At 35.2% G+C, this 25162-nt stretch carries 13 protein-coding genes and 1 riboswitch; of the genes, 3 read left to right on the plus strand and 10 right to left on the minus strand.

Features of this window, described 5'->3' with window-relative positions; translation table 11 throughout:
- Positions 1-34 precede the first annotated feature (34 nt).
- On the plus strand, positions 35-1897 hold the full coding sequence (locus tag BZG02_RS00595) for a sensor histidine kinase (RefSeq protein ID WP_101259471.1): 1863 nt from the start codon (positions 35-37) through the stop codon (positions 1895-1897).
- Between the two features lie 80 nt (positions 1898-1977).
- Here BZG02_RS00595 and BZG02_RS00600 read toward each other — a convergent pair whose 3' ends face one another.
- From BZG02_RS00600 to trxA (BZG02_RS00625), 6 genes are all read right to left on the minus strand, one after another.
- Positions 1978-3237, minus strand: coding sequence for a hypothetical protein (locus tag BZG02_RS00600; RefSeq protein ID WP_101259472.1), 1260 nt, complete (start codon positions 3235-3237; stop codon positions 1978-1980).
- A gap of 262 nt (positions 3238-3499) precedes the next feature.
- A complete protein-coding gene (locus BZG02_RS00605) occupies positions 3500-4117 on the minus strand; it encodes a thiamine diphosphokinase (protein WP_101259473.1) in 618 nt (205 codons plus the stop codon).
- Positions 4118-4168: 51 nt separating this feature from the next.
- Positions 4169-4759, minus strand: a complete 591-nt coding sequence (gene pnuC, locus BZG02_RS00610) for a nicotinamide riboside transporter PnuC (RefSeq protein ID WP_101259474.1) — start codon at positions 4757-4759, stop codon at positions 4169-4171.
- Positions 4760-4813: 54 nt separating this feature from the next.
- Positions 4814-7318 (minus strand): TonB-dependent receptor, encoded by a 2505-nt coding sequence (locus BZG02_RS00615; RefSeq protein ID WP_101259475.1) that lies wholly within the window; start codon positions 7316-7318, stop codon positions 4814-4816.
- 63 nt (positions 7319-7381) lie between these two features.
- Positions 7382-7478, minus strand: a riboswitch (TPP riboswitch).
- Positions 7479-7568: 90 nt separating this feature from the next.
- Positions 7569-8012, minus strand: coding sequence for a thioredoxin (trxA, locus tag BZG02_RS00620; protein ID WP_101259476.1), 444 nt, complete (start codon positions 8010-8012; stop codon positions 7569-7571).
- 340 nt (positions 8013-8352) lie between these two features.
- Positions 8353-8712, minus strand: coding sequence for a thioredoxin (gene trxA / locus BZG02_RS00625; RefSeq protein ID WP_101259477.1), 360 nt, complete (start codon positions 8710-8712; stop codon positions 8353-8355).
- A gap of 125 nt (positions 8713-8837) precedes the next feature.
- Here trxA (BZG02_RS00625) and BZG02_RS00630 point away from each other — a divergent pair, with 125 nt between their 5' ends.
- Both BZG02_RS00630 and BZG02_RS00635 read left to right on the plus strand, forming a co-directional pair.
- Positions 8838-10337, plus strand: a complete 1500-nt coding sequence (locus BZG02_RS00630) for a CCA tRNA nucleotidyltransferase (protein ID WP_245868039.1) — start codon at positions 8838-8840, stop codon at positions 10335-10337.
- Between the two features lie 145 nt (positions 10338-10482).
- The gene (locus tag BZG02_RS00635; RefSeq protein ID WP_101259478.1) at positions 10483-11931 is read left to right on the plus strand and encodes a monomeric [FeFe] hydrogenase; all 1449 of its coding nucleotides are present in this window, start codon (positions 10483-10485) and stop codon (positions 11929-11931) included.
- A gap of 45 nt (positions 11932-11976) precedes the next feature.
- On the opposite strand, the gene BZG02_RS00640 is transcribed toward BZG02_RS00635, so the two are convergent.
- The 4 genes from BZG02_RS00640 to BZG02_RS00655 form a co-directional block, all read right to left on the minus strand.
- Complete coding sequence (locus BZG02_RS00640; protein ID WP_101259479.1) at positions 11977-13032, minus strand: endonuclease/exonuclease/phosphatase family protein; 1056 nt, start codon at positions 13030-13032, stop codon at positions 11977-11979.
- Position 13033: 1 nt separating this feature from the next.
- Positions 13034-14392 (minus strand): choice-of-anchor Q domain-containing protein, encoded by a 1359-nt coding sequence (locus tag BZG02_RS00645; protein ID WP_101259480.1) that lies wholly within the window; start codon positions 14390-14392, stop codon positions 13034-13036.
- A gap of 87 nt (positions 14393-14479) precedes the next feature.
- Entirely contained in the window at positions 14480-15535 is a 1056-nt protein-coding gene (locus BZG02_RS00650) for a PorP/SprF family type IX secretion system membrane protein (protein ID WP_101259481.1), read from the minus strand.
- Positions 15536-15567: 32 nt separating this feature from the next.
- Positions 15568-25077, minus strand: coding sequence for a T9SS type B sorting domain-containing protein (locus BZG02_RS00655; protein WP_180335584.1), 9510 nt, complete (start codon positions 25075-25077; stop codon positions 15568-15570).
- Between the last annotated feature and the right edge of the window lie 85 nt (positions 25078-25162).

Below are 25162 nucleotides of genomic sequence, written 5' to 3' on the forward strand. Positions count from 1 at the left end.
CTACACCTGCTTACTGATCCCAATTTATTATAATATGAGAATTATAAAGTTGCTATCTATTGCATTCTTACTTTTATCTTTTTGTTTCGAAGGAATTTCTTCCAATCAAAAAGATATTTTGGTGCTAAACTCCTATCACAATGGGTTAAGTTGGACCGACTCCATTGTATCCAGCATCAAACGAGAACTTTCAACAGAACTATCCTACTCGATTTATATCGAAGATATGGATACCAAAAGATATTACTCGCAAGATTATTTGAATCTTCTTGCCAATTTTTATCAGGAAAAATATAAGAATAAAAAGTTTGACTTAATTATATCTACGGATAATAATGCCTACGATTTCCTGCTAAAATATAAAGAGAAAATTTTTGGTGATGTTCCTGCTTTATTTTCCGGACTTAACTCTATTACCACTGTTCCCAAAGGATATAGTGGTGTTTTTGAAACCCTGCATTTCTGTTCCACCATTGCTATTATCAAAAACAATCACCCTAATTGTAAAGAGTTAGTGGTTGTAGCAGATCAATCTACAACCGGACTTACCTTAATAAAAGCTTTATCGGAAGATTTGGAGCACATGAAAGATCCTATTCCATATCGAATTATTAAGGCTCCTACTATTTGCGATTTGCAATCACAATTATCCGCTCTGAAAGAAGGAAGTATTGTGCTTTATCTGGTTTACAACCGAGAAGCCAATGGAAACTATATTACCTACGAAACCAGTTTTATCAAAGCAAAGCCTTATTGTAAGGTACCTATTTATAGTATCTGGGATTTTTATATGAATCTGGGTGCAGTTGGAGGAGCTTTAATTTCTGGTGAGAAGCAAGGAAAACAAGTTTCCGAAATGGCAAAAGAAATACTTACTGGTACTAATATAAATGATATTCCTGCTAAACTGGCGGCATATGAATATTGTTTCGACCACAAGGAACTAACTCATTTCAATATAAATAGATCGAATTTACCTAAGAATTCGCGGATAATAAATGAACCATACAGTTTTGTTCACGAAAATAAAGAAATAGTTATTCTAACCCTAACCGTATTAATTCTACTAACAATTATCATTATTGTTATGACAATTAATATGCATTTACGAAAAGTTCGCACACAAAAAGAAAAAGCACATTTATTAGAAATAAAAGCCAACCATGAAGATCTGAAAATTGCAAAGGAGGAAGCAGAAGAATCGAGCAGACTGAAATCTGCATTTTTGGCCAATATGTCGCATGAAATTCGCACTCCAATGAATGCCATTTTAGGCTTTACAGACCTATTATCTGCCGATGACGTAGAAAGAGAAAAACGAACCCGTTTTATTGCAATAATTCAAAGAAACACGAAGTATCTATTGCGTTTAATTAGTGATATCCTAGACATCTCGAAAATTGAAACCAACCAACTAAAAATTGTAAAAAGTAAATGCGTTCTAAACGATTTATTCGTAAACTTGAATGAAGCTTATGCAGCTATAATAGAATTGCATGACAATAAAAAACTTTCGCTACTAACAACACTTCCAGCAGATAAAAGCATCATCGAATTTAATACAGACAGTATGCGCTTGCTTCAAATTTTTAATAATTTGATCGAGAATTCGATAAAATTTACGAGTATAGGAACCATTGAAATTGGATATGATATAAAAGGAGATTATCTGCGCTTTTTTGTAACAGATACAGGAATAGGGATATCGGAAGACAAACAAAAAATTATTTTTGACCGTTTTCGTCAAGCGGATTTAAATGCAGATACAAGAACCTATGGCGGTACCGGATTGGGCTTAGCAATTAGTAAAAGCCTAGTGGAATTGCTGGGAGGAGAAATATGGTTTACTTCGAAACTTAACGAGGGAACTACTTTTTACTTTACCATTCCCTTTTAGTCGCAAGTTAATTTTAGATTATACAAAATAAAAAAGGCGAACCTATCTGTTCGCCTTCAATCTATTTATATTCATCTTTATTAAAAGAAATAATATACTCCTACAGAAACACGAGTATTTCCAACCCAATGGGTATTCTCTACTTCTGCTTTTTCGGTAATATCACCATAGGCAGCTGCAGTATATTCAACTTCTAACTCTAATTTTAAATTTTCAATTCGCTTGGATGCACGCGGTGCGATCCGGTACAACTCACCAATATCACTTCCTCGGCTATAAATCATACTCGAAATAACCTTCTCATCAGCACCCATGTTTTTCGAATATCCAGCAAGTAATGCCAACTCAAAATTATTTTTATTGTACGAAACATCAGCCCAAGTACCTAAAACTTTTATTCCTGTATAACTAGCCTCATTAGTCATAGTATTTACACTTTTCGCTGCATATCCACCCAGCATTAACACATCTGTTAAATTGGTTCCATAGGTAGTTTGTGTCTTAAATGTAATTTCCTGTAATTTAAGCTTATAGGAAGCAACTACAGCCCACGATGAAAGTGTTTCATCATTCTTCCAATTAATTAAATCATTAGTTGATGCAGTACCTGTTGTACTTGTTAACGATGGTTTAATATTTTTAAACTCGGCGCTAAGACCCAATAGATGTTTGCCTGCATAATAATGCACCAAAGCTTGGAAAATAGGCAATCCCGAATTCCTTAAATACTTATTACTTGCCCCATCGGGTCCGGTGCTTGTATAATCGCGTTCCGACGCAATAGCTGCTAATAATTTCCAATGTCCTGTTTTGTGTGTTAAACGCAACTGCGGATTACGAGCAAAGGCTTTGAATGGTAAACCAGCATTGGCTCCAACAGTTCCTGGAAATACTTCATCCACAAATAAAGGAGACCAGGTTTGCCCAATTAGTAAGGAGGTTTTTCCCCAATCTAAATTTACAAAGGCATGACGCAAACGCAATCCATTCACATCCGATTCTGCATTTCCAATAAATTCCGCCTCTAATAAGCCGTTCGTTTTTGCTCCTAAAATTTCGGGACCACTAATTTTTGCATTTACACGCGACTGAATAACAGCCATATTGTAAACAGCTCCTTGGTTCATATCCTTTCCACTTCCATCTAAAAGTTCATCTTTTGGATATAATAGAATAAATCCCTCTCGGGCACAAACTGTTTGACGTGTATCGTAAGTGAATAATGAATGCGCAAAACCGCCAAATTTCACCGAAATATCTTGTTTTTTCTCTTGCGCTTTACCAGTAGGAATGCCAACACAAAAAAGCATTAAAAGTAGTAGGTAGTTAATTTTTCTCATAGATTTTATTAGTTTTTTGCTCGGCAAAGATAAACAGGAATATATGGTATAAGAATATTATAAAACAGCTTTCCATTTGCAATAAAATCGTTAGATTTTAGATGTGAGATATTAGATCGATTTGCAGTGTGCTTATTTTCAGATCTTTATACCGAAACACATATTAAGCAAATCATCTTAACAATCAAATACTTACAAAAACCTAACAAAGCATTTTAAAAGAATTTCAAAAAAATAAAGAATTATTTATCATGCAGATATCTCAATATTCCTGATAAATAATTAATGGTCCTCCGTCGAACTCAATTCGGAAACTGTCTCCCATCGATTCGTTTAAGGTTCCCTGATACATCATTTCCAGCTTTTGCTCGGTTAATGCATATCGTAAATTGGCCGTAGAGATAAGAGTCTCCGGGTTTGGGGAAAATATTGAGACTTGCTGACGGGTATAACTATCGAAATTTTTTGAACGAAGAATGGGAGTAAAAAAACCGTAACTGGTAAGCATTTTCACCTTTATTTTTTTGGCAAATTCAGGCAGAAGAAATACATTCCCTATCATATGATCGTCGCGTTGTCCGGTTGCACCAACAATAGTAACCTGAGAAAATTTGTTTTCCAGACACCAATTAATGGCTTTGGTTAAATCGTTGGTATCCTGATTGGCAAAATGGTGAATAATCTCACGATATTTCCATTTCATTTCAGGATTTAAAGAATCTAGATCACCAACAATTGCATAGGGTTCGAAACCTGCTTCATCTAATTTATTAATTGCGCCATCGCAACAAACAATGTATTTTGAAGTTTTTAATTCGTGTAAAGGAATTTTATGAGTAGGAAATGAACCATTAGCCAGAATTACCGCTTTCTTTTGCATGTTTTTAATCTAAATCTTTCAGAATTTGAATATTACCAAGCACAAAAGTAATTATTCATGGGAAATTGCTTCGGTAAAATGCATATCTTTTTTCCATTGCACATAGCCAACTACTGCCAAAACAGTATAAAAAAAGAAAAGAACAGAAGTTGGATACAAGCCTTTGTAAAGATATAAGCCCAAAGAGACTGCATTTACAATTACCCAAACCAACCATTGTTCCAATATTTTACGTGCCAACATCCAGGTTGCCACAATACTTAATGCCGTTGTGAAAGCATCCCAATAAGGAATCGATCCATCGGTATAATTAACTAACACAAAGGAAATTGCAATGTAAATAAGCATACTTGCTCCAAAAAGAATCAAAAACAATTCCTTGGATAATCTTCTTACCGGAAGTTCTTTTTTAGTCGTTCCTTTCGACCACACAATCCACCCATAAATACTAATGAATACATAGTAGAATTGAAGTGACATATCCGCGTAAAGCTTAGCCACAAAAAACACATAAATATACATTATCGAAGTAAGTAGCCCCACCGGCCACAACCATTTATTTTGTTTGATTTCCAAATAAAGGAAGATTAAACCTGCAATGGTTCCAATAATTTCGATGATATTATCAAGTATCCAATTCATATTTTGGAGATATATTTTGTAGGGACACAAGATGTTGTGTCCCTACAAATTTATTTAAAATCTTACTGTTACACCAGCCATAAAGTTAATTCCTGCTTGTGGAAAATAACCATCCATATCAAAACGCTCTCCTCCAGTAATGTATGAATAAACCCAAGCATTCGACTCGTACTCAGCATCAAATATATTATTAACCAAAAAGTTGAATTTTATACTCTCTGCAAATTTAGGCTTAAACTCATACGAAAAGTTCATATTCGATACCGTGTAAGCATCTAAACTTCTATCATTACTCGATGAATTATCGATATACTGCTTACCCACATATTGATCTATAAGCTGAACGCCAAAACCTGATTTATTATAAGAAAAAATTGAATTAGCAATTACATTAGGTGAAAAAGCAATATTAGTTTCCCCTAAATTAGTTAATGTATTGCCTCCTTCATCCCAATTCTCAACACCTTCTGTAAAGTTATTGATCTTATTTTCACTCAAAGATACATTCCCTTTCCATGCAAATGAATTTGTGATATTTGCTGCTGCACTTAACTCAATACCCCTACGAAAAGACTTATCAACATTCATCATTAGAGGAGAACCAACATCATCAACACCACCTGTTAAAACCAACTGATCCTTATAATCCATATAGAATAGATTGGCTTCGAGTAAGAAATTAGCTTTGTTAAATTTATAAGTTAATTCATAATCATATAAACGCTCACTAGTTGGAATTTTTCCATCTTTAGTATCAATGTAATTACCTCTATTGGGTTCGCGATTAGCTATTGCAAAGGAAACGAAAAGACGATGACTCTCATTGATCTCATAATTCAAACCTAACTTAGGATTAAAAAATAAAAAATCATGTTTCTGAGTAATATCCCTAAAGGCAGTTTTGTCAGCATTTAAATTATCATCAACCCCTTTTATTTTGTAATCGATACCTCTTAATTGTATATCGGCATACAAACTAATATGACTATCAACAGAAACATTTGCTTTCACATAAGCATTGTACTCTTCTTTTGTTCCATTGTTGTCGTAGTACTTATCTCCTAAGAATACATCACCAGCATTCTTCATCCAACGAATTTCTCCAAAATGGTCACCCTCATATTTATTCCAGCCACCACCAGTAACTAAATCTACAAAATCTGTCTTTTTAGAAAATGAGAAAACAGTTCCGTAAAAATCATTATCTAACCATTTACGACGTATAATATCCATTTTTTCGATCGTTTCTGATCCAATTACAATTGGAGCCAAACCATATTTATTCAACGGATCATTTTTCTTAAACTGCTCGTAATAACCTTCACCTTGAGTATAATGAAAGGCCATATTGAATTTTGCATTATTAGCAAATAAGTGTGTTAAGAACAAACGATAATGCTTTTGCCAATAATTATCAGTTTCATTTTTATAAGTATACTGATTATAAGTTCTGGAATTAGAAGCTTTCATATGTGCAAGAGTCTCAATATTTATTGACTCATCATGACTACTAAATAACCAATGATCAGCATATCGTTGCATACCAGCTTCATCATTTTCTAAACGAACTTTAGGCACCCCATTCCAAGCTTGAAATGTTTTTTCTTTCCCAACAATTACATTGGCTTTTATACTTGTTCTTTCCCCATAATAACCTGCCGAGAAATAAGCCGATTGCAAATTAGAACTTGCTCGATCAATAAATCCATCAGAAGTAATTTTTGATAAACGCATATCAAAAGCGAAACCTTTTTTAAGTCCTGTTCCTAACTTAACTGTATTTTTGAATGTATTAAATGAGCCTGCAGAACTAGAAATTTCAGAATAAGGTTGAGCATTCACATTCTGAGTTTGCATATTAATACTAGCACCAAAAGCACCTGCACCACTAGTTGATGTTCCTACACCACGCTGAATTTGAATGTCATCTAAAGATGAAGTAAAATCAGGCATATTCACCCAATAAACTCCATGCGATTCAGAATCATTCAATGGAATTCCATCAATGGTTACATTAATTCGATTGGCATCAGATCCACGAATTCGAAAACCAGTATAACCAACACCTGATCCAGCATCTGATGTTGTTACAAATGAAGGTGTAATCGATAAAAGCATAGGAATATCTTGTCCCAAATTTCTCTTTGACAATTCTTCATTGCTTACGTTAGTAACAACTACTGGCGTTTTAAAATCAGCTCGAGTTGCCGCAACCAAAACCTCACCAGCCAAAATGGCAGATGCTTCTAATGTAAAATCAATTTGTTCCGACTTGTTCAACTTCACTTCTTTTTGTGCACTTTGATAACCCAAAAATGAAACTACAAAGCTGTAGTCTCCTTCTTTCAAATTCTGAAACTTGTAATCGCCATTCGAATTGGCAACGGTTCCTAAATAAGTTCCTTTTACTGCAATTGTAGCACCCGGAAGTGCTTTCCCTGCTTTATCGGTAACCTTACCTGTTAGGGTAAGTTGAGAGAATCCGACAAAACATACAAATTGCAATAAAATTAACACGCTAGCTCTGCGTAAAACACAGTTCATTTTTCTTGTAAACATTGTTTATAAGTTAAAAAGGTTAATAAAATATTGCAATGAGGTTGTAATAAGATCAGATTGGCGAAAAGTTAATTCGCAGTTTTCCCTACGCCGGCATTATCCGGATCAGGTTTAAAGGGTATGATCTCAGCCTGTTATTTAAGGCACCCCACTGTGATTTCGCGTCAAAGGTAATCGGAAATTGTACAAAAACAAAAGAGTCGGCTAAGTGCCGACTCTCTTTAAAACGTAAGTTTTATTATTTTTATTCCTATTTAATTGATTCAGGAGCATTAACACCCAAAACATCTTTAATAGCTTTTACAAAAGTTTCTTTTGGCAAAGCTCCCTGCGCCATTGTTGGCTTTCCATTAGCTGGAATAAACAAAAAACTAGGAATACTTCTTATTCCAAATGCACTTGAAACTGATGGAGATTTATCCGTATCTACTTTATAAATCTGAATGTCATTACCGTACTCTTTTTGAAGTTCTTCCAGCACTGGAGCAACTCTTTTACAGGGTCCACACCAAGTTGCATAAAAATCGACTATTACCGGCTTATCGCCTTTAAAAGTCCATTCTTTACTGTTCTCAAAATCGAATATCTTTTCTTTAAAACTATTGTCATCCAAGTGAATAACTTCATTTGTTGCTTGAGAAAAGCCATTCAGACTTAGCATTGTTACCACCAATAAAAAAAATATCTTTTTCATATGATTATAATTTGTTTTTTAGTTGCCATATGGAACTTACCATCCTGGAATAATCATCTCCCTGTGTGTAGAAAGATTTGTACATGGACGTTTCATATGATTATAATTTGTTTTTTAGTTGCCATATGGAACTTACCATGCTGGAATAATCATCTCCCTGTATGTCAAAACACCCTTGTCATGGACGTTTCATATTTATTCATTTACAGAGGTAACCCACTATCCGAACAACCCCTCATTCAACTTCTTTTTGTTTTTTACTCCACTACAAAAATGACATTTTTTTAATAACCATCCTTATAATTGATGAGCTTTAACAAAATTTTAAACTTTACTAATGTTATTTTCCTACTCCTAAAACTTCAGAGAATGCCTGCTTAAATGATTCTTTAGACATAGCACCTTGCGACATTTGTGGTTGACCATCTTTAGGAATAAATAACAAGGATGGAATACTCTGAATTCCAAACATTGCAGCTAATTCACGTTCCTTTTCCGTATCAATTTTGTAAATATCCAAATTGTCGCCATACTCTTCTTTTAACTCTTCTAAAATAGGAGCTACTGTTTTACAAGGTCCACACCACTCTGCATAAAAATCAACCAAACAAGGTCTATCTCCTTCAAATTTCCAATCTTTATTTTGTTCGAAATCGAATACTTTCGCTTTAAATGTTTCTACTGTTAAATGTTCTACCATAACTTTTCTTATTAAAATAATACAATCACTTTACATGTATAAATATACATATTTACATCTTACAATTTATATGCCAAATTCAAAATCTTCTTATTTTTATAGATTCTATTTAAATAATTGTAATTTTGTCAGCGAAAAGGACTCAGGAATTGTCAATTAATACTCCTAATGCCTATCCATTAGAAAAAAACTGTTTGAAAAAAAGTAAAGTGAAAGAACATTTAAAACACCCTATATTTTCCATTATCTCCAAAATTGTAACCCGCGAAAATCTTGAAAGTTATGTCATTGGAGGTTTTGTAAGAGATTTATTTTTACAACGAGAATCAAAAGATATTGATATTGTAGTTATTGGCAGTGGTATTGATCTAGCTCAAAAAGTAGCAAAGGAAGCCGGAGTATCCAAAGTTTCCGTTTTTAAAAACTTTGGGACTGCAATGCTTAAATACAAAGATTTAGAGATAGAGTTTGTAGGTGCCCGAAAAGAATCTTACAACCGGGATTCCAGAAATCCAATTGTGGAAGATGGAACTTTAGACGACGATCAAAAAAGAAGAGATTTTACAATTAATGCGCTAGCGCTTAGCTTACACCACGATAATTTTGGTGAATTACTGGATCCATTTAATGGCATTAATGATTTAAAAAGTAAAATCATTAAAACGCCCATGGAACCAATGATTACTTTCTCTGACGATCCTTTACGGATGATGAGAGCGATCCGTTTTGCAACACAACTTAACTTCACCATATCAAAAGAAACTCTTGCAGCCATTCGCAACAATAGAGAGCGCATAGCTATTATTTCCAAAGAAAGAATTATTGAAGAATTAAATAAAATTATTCTTTCCGAAAAACCTTCTATTGGCTTTAAACTATTAGATGAGACGGGTTTATTAAGGTTAATATTTCCCGAATTTGTTCGATTAAAAGGCCGGGAAACTAAAAATGGAATCAGCCATAAAGATAATTTTTACCATACCCTTGAAGTACTAGATCAATTAACTCCCAATTCGAATAATCTTTGGTTACGATGGGCTGCTCTACTGCACGATATTGCCAAACCAAATACAAAAAGATTTGTGAATGGAATCGGTTGGACTTTTCATGCTCACAATTTTATTGGAGAAAAAATGATTCCTGGCATTTTTAAAAAAATGAAATTACCCTTGAACGAAAAAATGAAATTTGTTCAAAAAATGGTATTACTTCATATGCGCCCTATTGTATTGGCTCAAGAAGTAGTTACCGACTCGGCTATTCGTAGATTGCTATTTGATGCCGGCGATGATGTGGATGAATTAATGAAACTTTGCGAAGCCGATATCACTTCAAAGAATGAAGAAAAAGTAAAGAAATTTCTGGATAACTTTCAACTAGTTAGAAGGAAACTTAAGGAAGTAGAGGAAAAAGATTCGGTGCGCAATTTTCAACCACCGATTGATGGACAGGAAATTATTGAAATTTTTAATTTATCGCCCTGTAGAATGATTGGTGATATTAAAATGGCAATAAAAGAAGCCATACTCGATGGTGTTATTCCCAACGAACATGATGCGGCTTATGAATTTATGCTGAAAAAAGGAAAAGAATTAGGGCTTGAGCCCATTAAAAAAAACCAGTAAAAATGAACCTTTGGCTTACCCCAAAGGTTTTTTTTTTGACAAAAAAACAGGTGCTTTCTAAAATAGCACCATAAAATCAAACAATAATATCTATTTTTGCACGCTGAAAAAACTAGTAACCAATGCGTACATAAATTAATTTAGAATGGCATACGTTGATAATACAATGATTATCAGAAGAGATCTTTTAGCAAGAATGGCAGATCTTTTTAATGAAAACAAGTTAATTGAAGGATTAGATAGAATCCCTCTTGAAATGGCTCCACGTCGGAACTCAAACTCGGATCGTTGCTGTATTTTTAAAGAACGTGTAATTATAAAAGAAAAATTGATTCCTCTTTTAGGTTTCGATTTGGATGAATATACCGATGAGCTTAAAACATTGGCTTCCTACGCCGAAGAAGCTCTCCTAAGAGAAAACCCAATTAATAAAATATTAACGGTTGTTGATGAAGCTTGTACCTCTTGTGTAAAGAATAGCTACATCGTAACCAATCTTTGTAAAGGTTGTGTGGCTCATCCATGCATGATGAATTGCCCGAAAGAATCCATTAGCTGGAACGCAAACGGCCAAGCTCAAATTAATCCAAAAACATGTATCAATTGTGGTATTTGCATGAGTGTATGCCCTTACCATTCCATTATATTTATGCCTGTTCCTTGCGAAAATGCTTGTCCGGTTGGAGCAATCACAAAAGATGAATATGGCATTGAACGCATAGATGATGAAAAATGCATTGATTGTGGTAAATGTATTACTGCTTGTCCTTTTGGTTCTATTATGGAGAACTCGCAGATTATTGATGTGATGAAATCGATTAAAAATGAAAAACAGGAAACAATTGCTATTGTTGCTCCTGCTATTATTGGACAATTTCGTACGAGTACCGAAAATGTATTGGGAGGCATTAAAAAACTTGGTTTTACTCATGTAATGGAAGTTGCTAAAGGTGCCAATATTACTACCGTAAAAGAAGCAGATGAATTATTGGAACGTTTGGAAGCTAAAGCTCCATTCATGACCACATCTTGTTGTCCAGCATACGTTTCGGCAGTTGACAAGCACATTCCTGAAATGAAAAAATACGTTTCGACCACTAAGAGCCCGATGTATTATGCTGCTGAAATTGCCCGCGAAAAACATCCTAATGCAAAAATTGTATTTATTGGGCCATGTATTGCCAAACGTCGCGAAGGAATGAATGATCCTAATGTGGATTACGTAATGACTTTTGAGGAATTATCGGCCCTTTTTAAAGGTTGGAAAGTAGAAATGGAAATAGAGAACGCTATTAATCTGGACAAAAGCATTCTTAATCATGGTAGAGCTTACGCAGCAAGTGGTGGTGTAGCACAATCGGTTCTTGAACTTAAGCCTTACGTTAACATTAAACCGGTTATTGTAAATGGACTTGATAAAAAGAAGATAAACATGCTGAAAGCATTTGCCAAAACAGGTAAAACCAGTGGTAACTTTATTGAAGTTATGGCTTGTGAAGGTGGTTGTATTTCAGGTCCAAGTTCCAATTTTGATCCAAAAACAGGTGGAAAATTATACGAAAAAAATCTTGCAGATATTATTGCTGCAGAATAAATAAACTAAAAAAAAATGGCTGTGGAATTATATCTGCAGCCATTTTTATTTTCTCCATAAATCAAGAATAATAGGCAAATGGTCGCTAAAACCATCGTTAAACTTATAGCCTACAAAACTTCGAAAAGGCTTTTGTCCAAAATAAGTACGATCGGTTTCCAATAAAAAATCAGGTTTAAAAAGACTCATATTTTCAGGATCGCAATACAAAACACCTGATTTATTAAGCAAAGCTCCCGATACAATAAATTGATCGAGCATTCCCCATTTCGCCTGATATTTATGACTTCCTATTCCTGTTTTATTTAAATAAGGATAAGCCAAATTGTACAATTTATTCGTGCAAAACTCATTTTTTGGTGCTAAAGCATTTAATTCTATTTGTAAGGATCGGTTATCCGGATAATCATTGAAATCGCCCATAATTACGACCAATGCGTTCGCATGAACCTCGAAAACTTCGGAGACTTTCTTTTTTACCAACTTTGCTGCACCAATCCGTTTCTCTTCAGATTCTAACTGGCCTCCCCAACGCGATGGCCAATGATTAACAAATACATGTAAAGTATCGTCGGTATTTGTTTTGCCTTTTACGTATAGTATTTCACGAGTGGTAGAGATGCTATCTCCCTCGTAAATTAAAGGAAGAAAAGAGGTGTCAATTGGGTGAAAAGTTTCTGGCTGATAAATTAAAGCAACATCAATTCCTCTTCTATCCGGCGATTCGCGATGAATAATTTGATATCCTGTGTTGTTTAAATATCCAATTTTAAATAAACCATCCAAAACAAATCTATTCTCAACCTCGCAAAGTCCGATTAAATCGGGGAACTCCCATCCTCCTGCTGCCAATATCACCTTCGCAATTTTTTGGCTTTTTTTCTGATATTTTTCCCACGTCCAGTTTCTCTCTCCCATTGGGAGAAATTCATTATCTAAAGTGAGACTATCATCAAAACAATCGAACAAATTTTCCACATTATAGAACATCAGTCTAAAATCGCCTCGTTTTCCCTCTTCCGATCCATCGATTACCGTTTGTGCAAAAGTAAAATTCACGCAAAACAACAAACCGATCATTAGTGGCACGATACGTTTCATTCTATTCTGTTTCAAAAAATTCGTAACAACCCATATCTGGTGCAACATCTTGATCCCTGCGATTACCGGCCAAATCGAAAATACAAGTCGCTATATATGCGGCACTTCCTTTATTTATAACTGGTGATTGCTCACTTAAATTAAAATCAAATTCGTTCACATTGATAAAAGCCGGATCTTCATTAAATAAACATTCGTTTAAAGAGGATGCAAAAGTAGTTTGAGCCGAATTGCCTAATTTTAGAAGAGAATGCTGCAACAAAACAGTTTCTGCTTGCTCTGCATCCAATTCATTGAGTCTATTTCCCTCTACTATGCAATTCCTAATAATTAGACCATCTTCACTATTGCCATTATAGGAGATTATGGGCGCCGATCGGGCTGAAAAAAACCAAGAATTGTATAGTGTAGAATGAACTAGCTGATAGGAGCCCTCTCCCTTTAAAAGAACACATTCCTCGCCACAATTAGTTATTAGCATATCATGAGCAGTAATGTTGGAATTAGAAGCTTGTAATCCATTCCCTGTAAAATTTCTTATGACTCCGTACTCTATCCTTACAGGATTCTTATCCAATTTGCTTTTGGTAAAATTCAAACCACTAATGCCGTTTTCGAGGATAAAATGACTAAGGTAACTAGTAGTGCTTTCGTCGTAAAAATAAATTCCATTCCATTGACCGGGAATATTTTTATACGATTCATCCAATCGAGAACTACCGAAATAAACAGGTTGATGAAAACTTCCCGTCACCTCTAAATTCCCTTTCACATGCAGTGCCACATTCTTTTTAAAATAAACCCGTGCTCCTTTATCTACAATAAGGTCGATTCCTTTGTCCAACCAAACAGACTCTGTAAGCAAATAAGGCCGATTTGCGGTCCAAATAACATTTTCTTGAATATCTGTATCAATTACGTAAACATCTTGCGCAACAGTCTTTAAAACCACTCCCTGCAAATTGCCATTTACTGCAAACACCAAGTGATCTTCCATCATACGTGGAGCATCCTCATTTTTTGCTTGAAGATCAACCTCCACGAAAATAAACAGACTGTCTTTCGCATCCAGTGTAATATCCATCAAATCGTTCGACTGAATTCCATTTACATTTAATCGATAAGCTGACTCCGAATTTTGCAGGTATAAATGGGAGATAATAACTTTATTGGAGGAAGTATTCTTCACCTTTACTTGTTTGGTAGTAGAACCAAATCCAGTAAATAGAGCTTCGAAATCTAATGTATCTGTAGAAAATGACAATCTAAAATTAGGATCGGTGGTAAACTGCTCCTCTTTATCGCAGGAAACCAGACTAATGAAAATGGCAATAAAAAAAAGAAAACGATAAAAATGCATAGTTTGTTTTATTAAAATCGAACTTGAAGATATAAAAAATCCGGTATTTTATGTAAAAATACCGGATTCAAATTTTTCTAAAATTTATTAAAAGAAAATATAGCTTTTGCTATTTCTCTTATATCGCGAAGTTTTAGTTTTACTAAAATTACGATCAGCAGCTCTTCTTTCTCTCAACCTGCTTTCCCGTTTCATCTTATTCGGGATATCGAAATTAATTCCTAAGGTAATTTCATGCGTTCCATCACTACTATCAGCAATTAAATTGTTTGTATAATGATCGTACGAATATCCTATGTAATATTGGTTATAATTTACACCAACCATACCAACAATCTGATCGTTTGTTCTGTAGGAAGCAGCCATCCAAAAATGATTAATATACAATTTCATCGACACATCGTAATAAATATCCGAATCCATGGTTTTACGAACAATCACCGAAGGCTCCAAATCAACCAAATCTTTTAAATGAAAAGTATAACCCGCAGTTGCATAAAAGTGACGCATCATGATATTATCATCGATGTTATCGTCTCCCATTTTAACCGAAGACTCAAACAAATGCGCAGCGGATGCTCCTACAAAATAATCATCGTTGTATAAGTAAACCCCAAAATTAGCATCAGGAACGTAGGATACTTCGTCAGGACCAGCTTTTGGATCATTAACTGGTATGTACCTTTTATCGAACTTAAACTGGTAAAAAACACCACCTAATCCAAAGGAAAGCTTTGTTCCTGTTTGTCCCAATGTACTTTTCGAAAGTTGTAAATGATAAGCATATGAAAACTCAATCCCTGTTCTTGCAACTTCTCCTGCCTTATCGTTAAAAAAATATGCTCCCAAACCAACCCCACTTGTCTTATTTCGCCGCGATAACGGATTCCCTTTCACATTACAGGTAATACATTTGTTACTCATATTTTTATTAAAACTCAAGGCTTGCGTTTCAGGAGCCCCTTCTACCCCCGACCACTGTTGCCGTAAACTTAAACGCAAAGGTGAATACATTCGACTTCCTGCCATTGCTGGATTTAGTAAAAATCCATTCTCGACATATTGACTGTACAGTGGTAATTGTTGAGCTTTTCCTTGAGTGAATACAAATAGTAGCACTCCTAGAATTATTGTTATTCTCATTAGATTCTAAGGGTCAGGTTTAATAATATTAATTAACGGAGAATTGTAACAGTTCCCAGTATTGGTTTTTCATCATCTAGTTCTACAGCATAATAGTACGAACCTATTGGTAAATTAGTACTTCCATCGGCACCTGTCCATGGGTCGCCTCGGTACTGATTACCTGTTCCACTAAATTTATAAACTGTTTTTCCCCATCGATCGTAAATTACAATCTTAAGGTTTTGTACAAACTCGATTCTCTCTAATTCCCAATAATCATTATAACTATCATTATTCGGTGTAAATGCCTTTGGTATTTTTATTCTATTCTCATATAAATATTCAAGTACAATTGTTGAGTCTATCGGACACTTATTATAATCATATCCTATTAAATGGTAAGTTCCTCTTCCTAAATCCTCAATGCTTGATCCCGAATAAAGATTCAAATCCTGATCCTCCCAATTTAAGGTGTAATCAAGAACTCCTCCGGTCACATCAATTCGAATGGAACCATCATTAGCATCAATTGTTGTTGGACGACTTGCCTCCACTTTGATAACCAAATCGTCTGGCTGAACTAGCTCCACACTGGCAACATCCGAACAACCATGCTCATCAATTACCTTAACATCATAAGTACCAATAGCTAGATCAGAAGCTATATCCGTTTCCTGTCCATTCGACCATTCGATTAGATAATTTGGAGTTCCTCCTGAAATATCCACTGTAGCACTTCCAGATTTTTCACCAAAACAATTTGGACCATGGAAGACATTAATTTCTGCAATTAAAGTATCCGGCTGGTTCAATAACTTACTATCCGAAGTCTCACATCCATTATTATCAACAACAACAAATGAATAATCACCCGCTTCTATATCAAATATATCTTTGGTGATACTACCATAATTATCCCAATTAATTACATATGGCCCAGTACCTTCCGAAATATTAAGCTTTATCCAACCATCTTCCAAACCATAACAGGATGGTTCAGAAAAACCAGCAACCGTTACTAAAACCTGCTTTGGCTCAACAATACTAATTGGTGTTATTTCTGATTTACAACTATTTGCATCTGTTATCTGTACGGTATAGGTTCCTTCTTCCAGTCCCTGCTGATCTTCACTAGTTGGCGTCACTCCTGGTCCTCCCCATAAATAGGTATAACTTGGCGTTCCCCCTTGTGGATGTATATTTATATAACCATCTTTCATTCCCGGACAAGAAATGTCTTCCTTCCAAAATTCAGCGACTAACTTATCGGGTTCATTAACCACAACCTGCAAACTCTGACTTTCGTATCCTGGATCACCAGCAGTATCGTATACAGTAACAATATAACTACCAGCTTTTAATCCAGACACATTTTTATCTGTACTTCTAAAATAGTTATCACCAGTCCACGAGTAGCTTACATTTGCAGGATCACTTTCTCCTAAAATATCCACATCAATTGCACCGTTGTTTCCACCAGGGCAAGTAACATCTGTAATCTTAGTCGTGAAAAGTAATAGTTTTTCTGGTTCATGAATCTTTTTCGAATCTTCAGTTCTACATTCATTCGCATCTAAAACAACCACCTCATAAACCCCCATTTCCAAACCATTCACCGAAATGCTTCCTGAAAAATTTGAAGATTCAGCGTAAGAATATCCATTCGGTCCTGATATCAAGAAAATATAAGGAGTAGTTCCTCCTGTAACACTTGCTGTGATTACTCCATCACGCAAACCTTCTGCAGTAATATCAAATGGTGTAACTGTTAGTGCTAAGGAAGATGGCTCTGTAATTACTTCACTTCCAGATACAGAACATCCATATTCCGAAGTAACTGTATAATCGTATGTTCCCGGCTCTAAATCCAGAATATGTTTGGCTCCCGACAAAAATCCAGTTCCATTGGTCCATGCAATTGTGTAGTTTGCATCTCCAAAATCTACATCCAATTCAATCTCTCCATTTGCAGCATTATTACAACTAACATTTTTAACATTTGCAACACTCGCTAGTAAAGGATCGGGAGCAATTAATTCGTAAGTACTGCTCGCCGATTGACCAGCCGATGTTGCTGTTAGCGTATAAATTCCAGCAGCTAATCCGGAAATTATTTCCCCGAAACCAGTATAACCTGCTGGTCCTGACCAAGTATAGGCAAATGTTCCATCACCACCAGTGGCATGTGCTTTTAATTCCCCAACCGGACTTCCCGAACAACCAACTGCTTGTTTTTCTTCAATATATGCAAATGTGCTTCCTGGTTCTTTAATTATTATCGATTTTTTTACTGTAGAACATCCCGAAGCATCTGTTGCAACAACAGTATATACACCTCCCGCTAAATTTTCAATTAAGAAACTATTGTCGTCGTAATCATTCGGGCTAACCGAAGAATATCCGTTAGGTCCTGTTACGGTGAAACTATAAGGAGTTGTTCCTTCCAAAGTTTCAATAGCCAGAATACCATTATTAGTTCCTGCAACCAAAATATGCTGCTCTACAACTAAACCTAGTTGAATCGTTAATCCTAAATTCAAATCGACTTCATCTTCCGAAGAACAATTGTTTTTATCGGTAATCAGCAAACTATAATCTCCAGCAACAATATTTTCAATATTCTGAGAATAAGCTCGATAATCTCTAGGCCCTGACCAACTATATTTATACCCGCTATTACCACCATAAGGAGAAATTCGTATAATACCATCGTTCGTATTTTTACAGCTAGGCAACACAACATCTTCAATTAAGAAACCTATTTTTCCGGGTTCGCTAACGGTTACATTCTGTTCTAATACGCACGAATTAGCATCAACAATTCGAAGAGCATAAGATTTAGGTGCTAAATTCGAGAATATTCCTGTTGTACTTTCTACTCCATCTAAATAATAATTATATCCTGGAGTTCCTTGGGTTGCTTCCACGAATATTTCACCAGAACTTTCGCCATTACAATTTGCAGCCTCAATCGTTAATTCATTTGCTATTAATTCCTGTGGTTCTGCTAGTTCCTTGCTTAAAACCGAAGTACAGTTCACGGCATCAGTTACAGTTAATTCATATGTTCCTCCTGCCAAACCAGAAATATTTGCTGTTGTAGCCGTAAAACCAGAAGGTCCGGTCCAAGCGTAAGAATAATCAGTAACACCGCCTGCAATAATCGGATTAAACGATCCGTTATTATCATTATAACACTTAATCGTATCTCTAATATTCAAATTCATTACAATCTCAGGATTTGAATTTACGATAACATCCTGTTCTGGAGTTGCACACAAATTTGCATCTGATACGTGTACTTTGTAATCACCCGAATATAATCCTGTCATATTTTCACTTGCTTGCACAATATTATCCAAGAAATAAGATAAATTTCCTGTTCCTCCCGAAGCGGCAACTAAAATCTCTCCTGTAGGAATTGTAAAACAAGTTAAGTCTTTAGTTTTGATACTATCCACTAACAATTCGTAAGCATCAAATATATTTACAACTGTATCGAATTCACAGTTCTTTCCATCAGCAACAGTAATATTGTATTTACCAGGAGCTAAATTTAAAGCTGTACTTTCCCAATTTGTTTTATTGGTTGATGTTGAAGAAGAAAAATCGATTCCATCCTCATCTTCCCAGAAAAATTTATATTCAGGATATTGAACATTTGAAACTTTCGCAACAATTCGTCCATTTCCTTGACCAAAACACTTTACATTATTCGCAGTAATTTCTAGCGAAACATTTGATTTGGCACCTAACTGAACCTCAATAATCGATTCTATATGACACAAAGAACCATCTTTAGCAACAGTATTTTCACCATAAATCACATCAACCTTATAAAATCCAGATGTTGAAACTTCAATTACTGTATTTGTTTCAGAAGCTAATATTGAGTATGGTGCTACTCCATCCACACTATAATACCATTGAAATGTTGTGGTACTATTAATAGGAAAGTTTTTAACATGATCTAAAACAGCAACATCACTACACCATTCTTCACGAGCCTGATCAAAACTTTCTTCAAACGAAGGTGGATTTTCATCGTCAAAACCATCACCATCTGCATCTTCAGTCAATAGAGTAAAACCAGTACTACTTCCACCATTATCATCATATGCATAGCGAACTGGATGAACCCCTCCTGAACCTGAAGATCCAGCAATATCCGTTAAGGATGCATTGTAAATTTTATCGAACAAACCAGATGGTTTATTAATATAAGCCATACTTCCTGGAGTACTTGACCTTAAGAAAACATACGAACAACGCACGCCTTCCATTTTCAAATCATAAATAACGGTAATTGTTTTCCCTGATTCAATGATATTGTTTTCGTATCCCAATGTAAATTCCAAATTCGTGAAGGTATTATCTCCATAAATCTGTCCTTGCTCCAAGAATCTAACCGATTTAAAATCACCTTTCCCAGTGCCTTCAATTTTAATAATTCCATTATTTATAAAATCAACAAAACCAAAACTTACCTCTGTATCTGTTTCACAATAGATACCTCCGCCATTTTGAAATGTCATTCCAACATCGGTGGTAATATATTCTAGTCCTCCATCTGTATTTACAATCATATTCCATGCATTATCCAAATCGGAAGTAACGGTTACTAATGAACCACTTAAATCGAACTTGCGAACTGCATAAGGATCGCTTAATGATAGCGAACTAAATCTTCCAACTGTAAAATCATTCTTATTTGTACTTACAGAACCACTTTCCAAATATAAATCTCCAGAAGTTAGTAAGCTGGAATTCCAAACCCAAGTTTGTCCATCGCCATCGAAGATAACATCACCATCCATCGACTTATTGGCAAAATCAACAATTTTATTTCCTGCTAATCCATCTCCAACAAACTCGAAAACTCCATGCATATTCATCGACATGGTTTCGGTTAAGTCCATATATCCAGCAATTTGTAGATTTGCATCCACTCTAAAATCAGCATCCGGATCAATATCATCGTACCAAGTCATGCTGTGACATTTCCCAGCAGCACTTAGTTCTACTATTTTACTTCCTAAAAAGGAGTTCACTGTAAAAAACACGTCATCGTTTAAAGTAGGCACACAACCTTCTTCGCTACCATCCTGAGTACGACTCCAATTTTCGTGATTGTGCCAGCTATCGTCTGCTCCTTTTCCAACCCAGTATAAAGCGATTGGAGCAATAGCGCCATCAATAGTCCAGCCAGTAACATTCCCTAAATCGAAGGAATTGGTAGCGGTATAAGTTGCTCCAGCAGCTCCATCTCCTTTAATATCTTTTAATTCCAAGAAATCACCAACCACATTATTCGCGGCTAATATGGTAGTTTGTTTACTATCTTTATCGGAATGCAAAGAAATTGGAGCAAAACAACTTCCCTCAGCAAGAAGGAAATCCATCTCGTAATTTTTTCCATTCTGAAATTCAAACTCAAATCCTCGGCCTAATTCAACCGTTCCAAATTTATTATTTCCTTTTATTTTACCATTTCCTTGAAAATGGATGTAACTAATGTATGGAATATTTCCACCTACATTTCCACCGTTAAGTATACCCTCTTTTTCAAAAATTATTTTATTAAAACTAATCGTACTTAATGTTGATCTTAAAATTACGATTTCGGCATCAGAAGTAAATATAATTTCACTACCATCTGATAAAAATTCAAAAACTTGATCTCCAGCAATATTAGCAAGATTCAAATACAATGATCTATTCAAATCATCATCTTTGCCAGTAATAACTATTTTTGAATTTCGAATATCTAAACCTCTAGAATTAATATCGTCTGTAAAATCAGAAGAAGTAATACTTTTACATTCCAAATCGAAACCATCGGTTATCAATTTACCGTATCGAATAAAACAATCTCCTTCCATGGTCATGTTATCCAATAAAGTCCACTCTCCACCATCTCCATCAAACTCAACAATATTTGGAAATACATATCCAAATGTATTTATCACTTGTGCTTCGGTTGCTCTAAAATAGAAATCAACCATTGCCGATAAATTAATATCTACTGCTGAATTGAAAATAAGGGATCCATATATATATACACCAGAAATATCGATCGCTCCCATTTCAAAATTTGGTCTTGCAGCTTCAGATCCCGTCCAATCCATTGTTCTACAACGAATATCACTTGCACCAGTATAAACAGTTTGTTCTGTATCTGTAAACGAACCATCATCAAAAAACACATTATCTTTTGCTGTTGGCACACAACCACCTGATTTAATACCAGATACCGTTGACCAATGATTTGGGTCATCCCAGTTTCCTGTTCCATTTACCCAATACAAGTTTGTTCCTAAAGGTTCATCTTCAAATTTCCAACCATCTGCTCCTCCCAAGTTTATAGATGCTTTCGCAACAAATGTATCTGCGGGCTCTGCATTCACATTTAAAATATTAACTGAACTCACAGTTATATTGGTTACACCTGTTTTTGCTTTAAAAATTGCAGCATCGGAACGAGAACCAGTAATATCAATAGTTCCTTCGCAAGCTCCATTTGCAATTACATTCCCTAATACATAAGTCCGACTACTTTCGAACGAGTAAGTTTTGCCAACAGCCATTTGAATACTTGCGGCAGAAAAACCAGTATAGCTAAAATAGGTATTACTGTTTGCTATAATGTTATTAAATGAAACATCACTCGAATAATTATTTACATTTGCGTTCCCCTCGGTATCTTCGAAAGTTACATCGTAAAAAACTACTGGCACTGCTCCACTAGAAACAATTAAAGTTCCTTCTTTGGTAAATATTATTTCTGAAGTGCCAGCATTAAAAGTAAAACCATCGGGTGAAATCTCAAATGTTTCCAATCTAAATTTCGAAGCTCCCAAGCTTAACTCTCTTACATTATCAACACCAAAATTGGAAACAAAACTAATCGCTTCCATATTGTGATCGTTAGAAATCAAATCTCCATATTCTAAAACAATAGAACCAGCTGTTTTTAATGCACTTTGCAAAGTCCAGCTTCCTGCCTTCCAAGTATCATCATCCTGTTGTGTTCCTTGAAAAAGTAGATCACTAAGCAAATCAACTGCTCCCGCATTAATAGTTGCAACATTTTCTGATTTGAAATAAAAATCGCCTGAAAAGGAATAATTGGCATTTACCATGCCCGAAAAATCTAAACTTCCAAAAATAGATATTGGCTGATCTCCTGAAAAGCTCATTAAATTGGCATTTGTCCAAATCATATCTAAACATTCCGCCGATCCACTTTTTTTGGATATGTTTACATCGTAGGTCTTTAATACCTTAGCATCATCGAAAATAACGATATCCTTTCTGTTTGGTAAACATCCACCTTCCCAGTTGCCTGCTGTAAACCAATCGTTATCCACATTTCCTGTCCAATAAATGGTTGTTCCTGTTAAATCGTCGGGAAAAACCCATCCATCGTAACCGGAAATTCCAATAGATTCATTTGCGGTTAAAGTGCCAATACCACCAATTACATTAACATCTTCAACTCTTAGTCGATAAAGATCGCTTGAGGAAACATCACAGTCGAAATATGCAATACCACCAACTCCTTTAAACGAAATATAATCGGAGCAAGTACCATGAGCAATTAATCCATCGGCTATAGATATTTTTTGTTTGCTACCTGCTTGGAATAAATAATCTTTTCCTTTATTAAAAATTATTTGATCAAACTGATGATCACCATACAACTTGGCACCCCCTTTAAATTCTAATGATTCAAATGCTGGTTGTGCCGCTCCTTCGTTGGTTAAAAACACTTGACCATCGGGATAATTAAAAATTACTTTCCCGTAAGTAATGTAATCGGAAGAATTATTATAAAATTCTGCAGCATCCGAAATTAAGCGAATTTCGGAATTGGTACTTTGTATGGAAAAATTACTACCCGAAACATTCCAAGCTTTGGAAACACCATCGGTGATATCCATCTTAGAATTTGTCAAATCTAATTCCCGAAGATATGCACTCGTAGAAATAAATTCTCCAACACTTAACTTCTTTCCATTCACATGCAAAGTTCCCTTAAATAATTCTAAATTATTTGCAACAGTAATATCTGTGGTAAGCGTCCACTCTCCATCCCCAATAAATGCAATAGGGCCAACGAAGCTTTTATTGTATGCAATAGTATTGGTCGCATCTCCATTAAATTGAGTTTCGCCAGTAACATTCCAAGTGCAGTTCCCTGCAGCAAGAGATCCAAAAATTTCTATATTTTCAGCTCCTTGTAAAGTAGAATTATCATTAATCGAAAGGCCTTTACATTCGGCAGGTATATCAATTGTAACTACATGGGTAGCTGGTATTATCACACTATTATTTCGAGACGGCACACAGCCTGAATTCCAGTTAGTTGGTGTTCCCCACATGCCATCGCCTGCTGTTCCAACCCATGTATAATCTGCTGAGGATGGAGCCAGAAAAGTCCAGTTTGTATTGTTTCCGCCTAAATTGTATGAGTTATTTGCAATAAAAGGAATTGCAGCACCCAAAGCATTTATATTTTTAACTTTCAGATAATCTAGATTAACTGTTGTTGCTTTTATGGTTCCTCCACTCACATCTCCAACTAAAGAGATAAAAGCATAACATTCTCCTAACGCTTCAAATTTTGTTTTTACATTCTGTGTTCCACTTAATATGGAATAAGTATATCCAGAGGTAAAGGTTAAATTCTCAAAATCATTTTCTCCTTTTAAACTTCCGTTAAGATCAAAAACCACATCGTTAAAAGCGGTTAATAAAACATTACTCTCTATTGCTCCATGATCTCCTAAAAACAAAACATCGTAAAAATCAACCCGCTTACTACCAAGCGTTTCGATGGTAGAATTGGATGAATTCACAATGATTTTTGAATTTCCGGGATAAAGATTTAAATTATCGGTTTGAATAGAAAGAACAACTTCTCCGCTTTTTTGGAGATTAATTACGGATGAATTTAAATAAAGCTCTCTGGATACTGGATTCTCTGATAAAATATTTCCACAGGTTAATTCTGCTTCAATACTTAAAGTTCCTTGATTAAAATAGACTGTATTATCCAGCAAATTCAGATCACTGGTAATTCTCCAGCCTCCATTGTTGTCGAAATGAATATCTCCATTAAAATTATTTCCTCCAAAATCAATAACGTTACCCAGAGTTGTAGCTCTAAAATAAAGCGGACGATCCAAATCGAGAACCATCTTCGTATTGAACTGTACTCCTCCGTATATAACCAGATAATGTGCAGAATTACTATCGGTTTTAAGAGTAGGCATGTTTTTTACATCGCCCCAATACATGTTTAAACAACGCGCCACGTTTGTAATTACTACTTCTGCTCCTGCATCAGGAAAAGAGAACTCATCGAAATACACATTATCATCCTTATCGGGCAACAAAGCACCTGGGTTCACCTTACCTCCCGGCTGATCGCTCCAATGCTGTATATCGTTAAAGTTACCCGAACCACCAATCCAGTAGAAATCACTGGCTTCCGCAGATAAACATATTAATTGTAAAAATAGTATTAGTAGTAGACTTGCTCCATTTCTTTTCATAACAATCGGTTTTCCTATAAATCGACAGCCTAATTGACTTAGGCAGAAACATATATTCTTAGTGTTAAAGAATCTTTTGTTTTGA

Source organism: Labilibaculum filiforme, assembly GCF_002843315.1.
Taxonomy (GTDB): Bacteria; Bacteroidota; Bacteroidia; order Bacteroidales; family Marinifilaceae; genus Labilibaculum; species Labilibaculum filiforme.

Bases quoted from the DNA above. Each gene is read 5' to 3' on its own strand.
- BZG02_RS00600 (WP_101259472.1), bottom strand. From the start codon at position 3,237: ATGAGAAAAATTAACTACCTACTACTTTTAATGCTTTTTTGTGTTGGC.
- BZG02_RS00645 (WP_101259480.1), bottom strand. From the start codon at position 14,392: ATGCATTTTTATCGTTTTCTTTTTTTTATTGCCATTTTCATTAGTCTG.
- BZG02_RS00650 (WP_101259481.1), bottom strand. From the start codon at position 15,535: ATGAGAATAACAATAATTCTAGGAGTGCTACTATTTGTATTCACTCAA.
- BZG02_RS00605 (WP_101259473.1), bottom strand. From the start codon at position 4,117: ATGCAAAAGAAAGCGGTAATTCTGGCTAATGGTTCATTTCCTACTCAT.
- BZG02_RS00635 (WP_101259478.1), top strand. From the start codon at position 10,483: ATGGCATACGTTGATAATACAATGATTATCAGAAGAGATCTTTTAGCA.
- BZG02_RS00615 (WP_101259475.1), bottom strand. From the start codon at position 7,318: ATGTTTACAAGAAAAATGAACTGTGTTTTACGCAGAGCTAGCGTGTTA.
- pnuC (WP_101259474.1), bottom strand. From the start codon at position 4,759: ATGAATTGGATACTTGATAATATCATCGAAATTATTGGAACCATTGCA.
- trxA (WP_101259476.1), bottom strand. From the start codon at position 8,012: ATGAAAAAGATATTTTTTTTATTGGTGGTAACAATGCTAAGTCTGAAT.
- BZG02_RS00595 (WP_101259471.1), top strand. From the start codon at position 35: ATGAGAATTATAAAGTTGCTATCTATTGCATTCTTACTTTTATCTTTT.
- BZG02_RS00640 (WP_101259479.1), bottom strand. From the start codon at position 13,032: ATGAAACGTATCGTGCCACTAATGATCGGTTTGTTGTTTTGCGTGAAT.
- BZG02_RS00655 (WP_180335584.1), bottom strand. From the start codon at position 25,077: ATGAAAAGAAATGGAGCAAGTCTACTACTAATACTATTTTTACAATTA.
- trxA (WP_101259477.1), bottom strand. From the start codon at position 8,712: ATGGTAGAACATTTAACAGTAGAAACATTTAAAGCGAAAGTATTCGAT.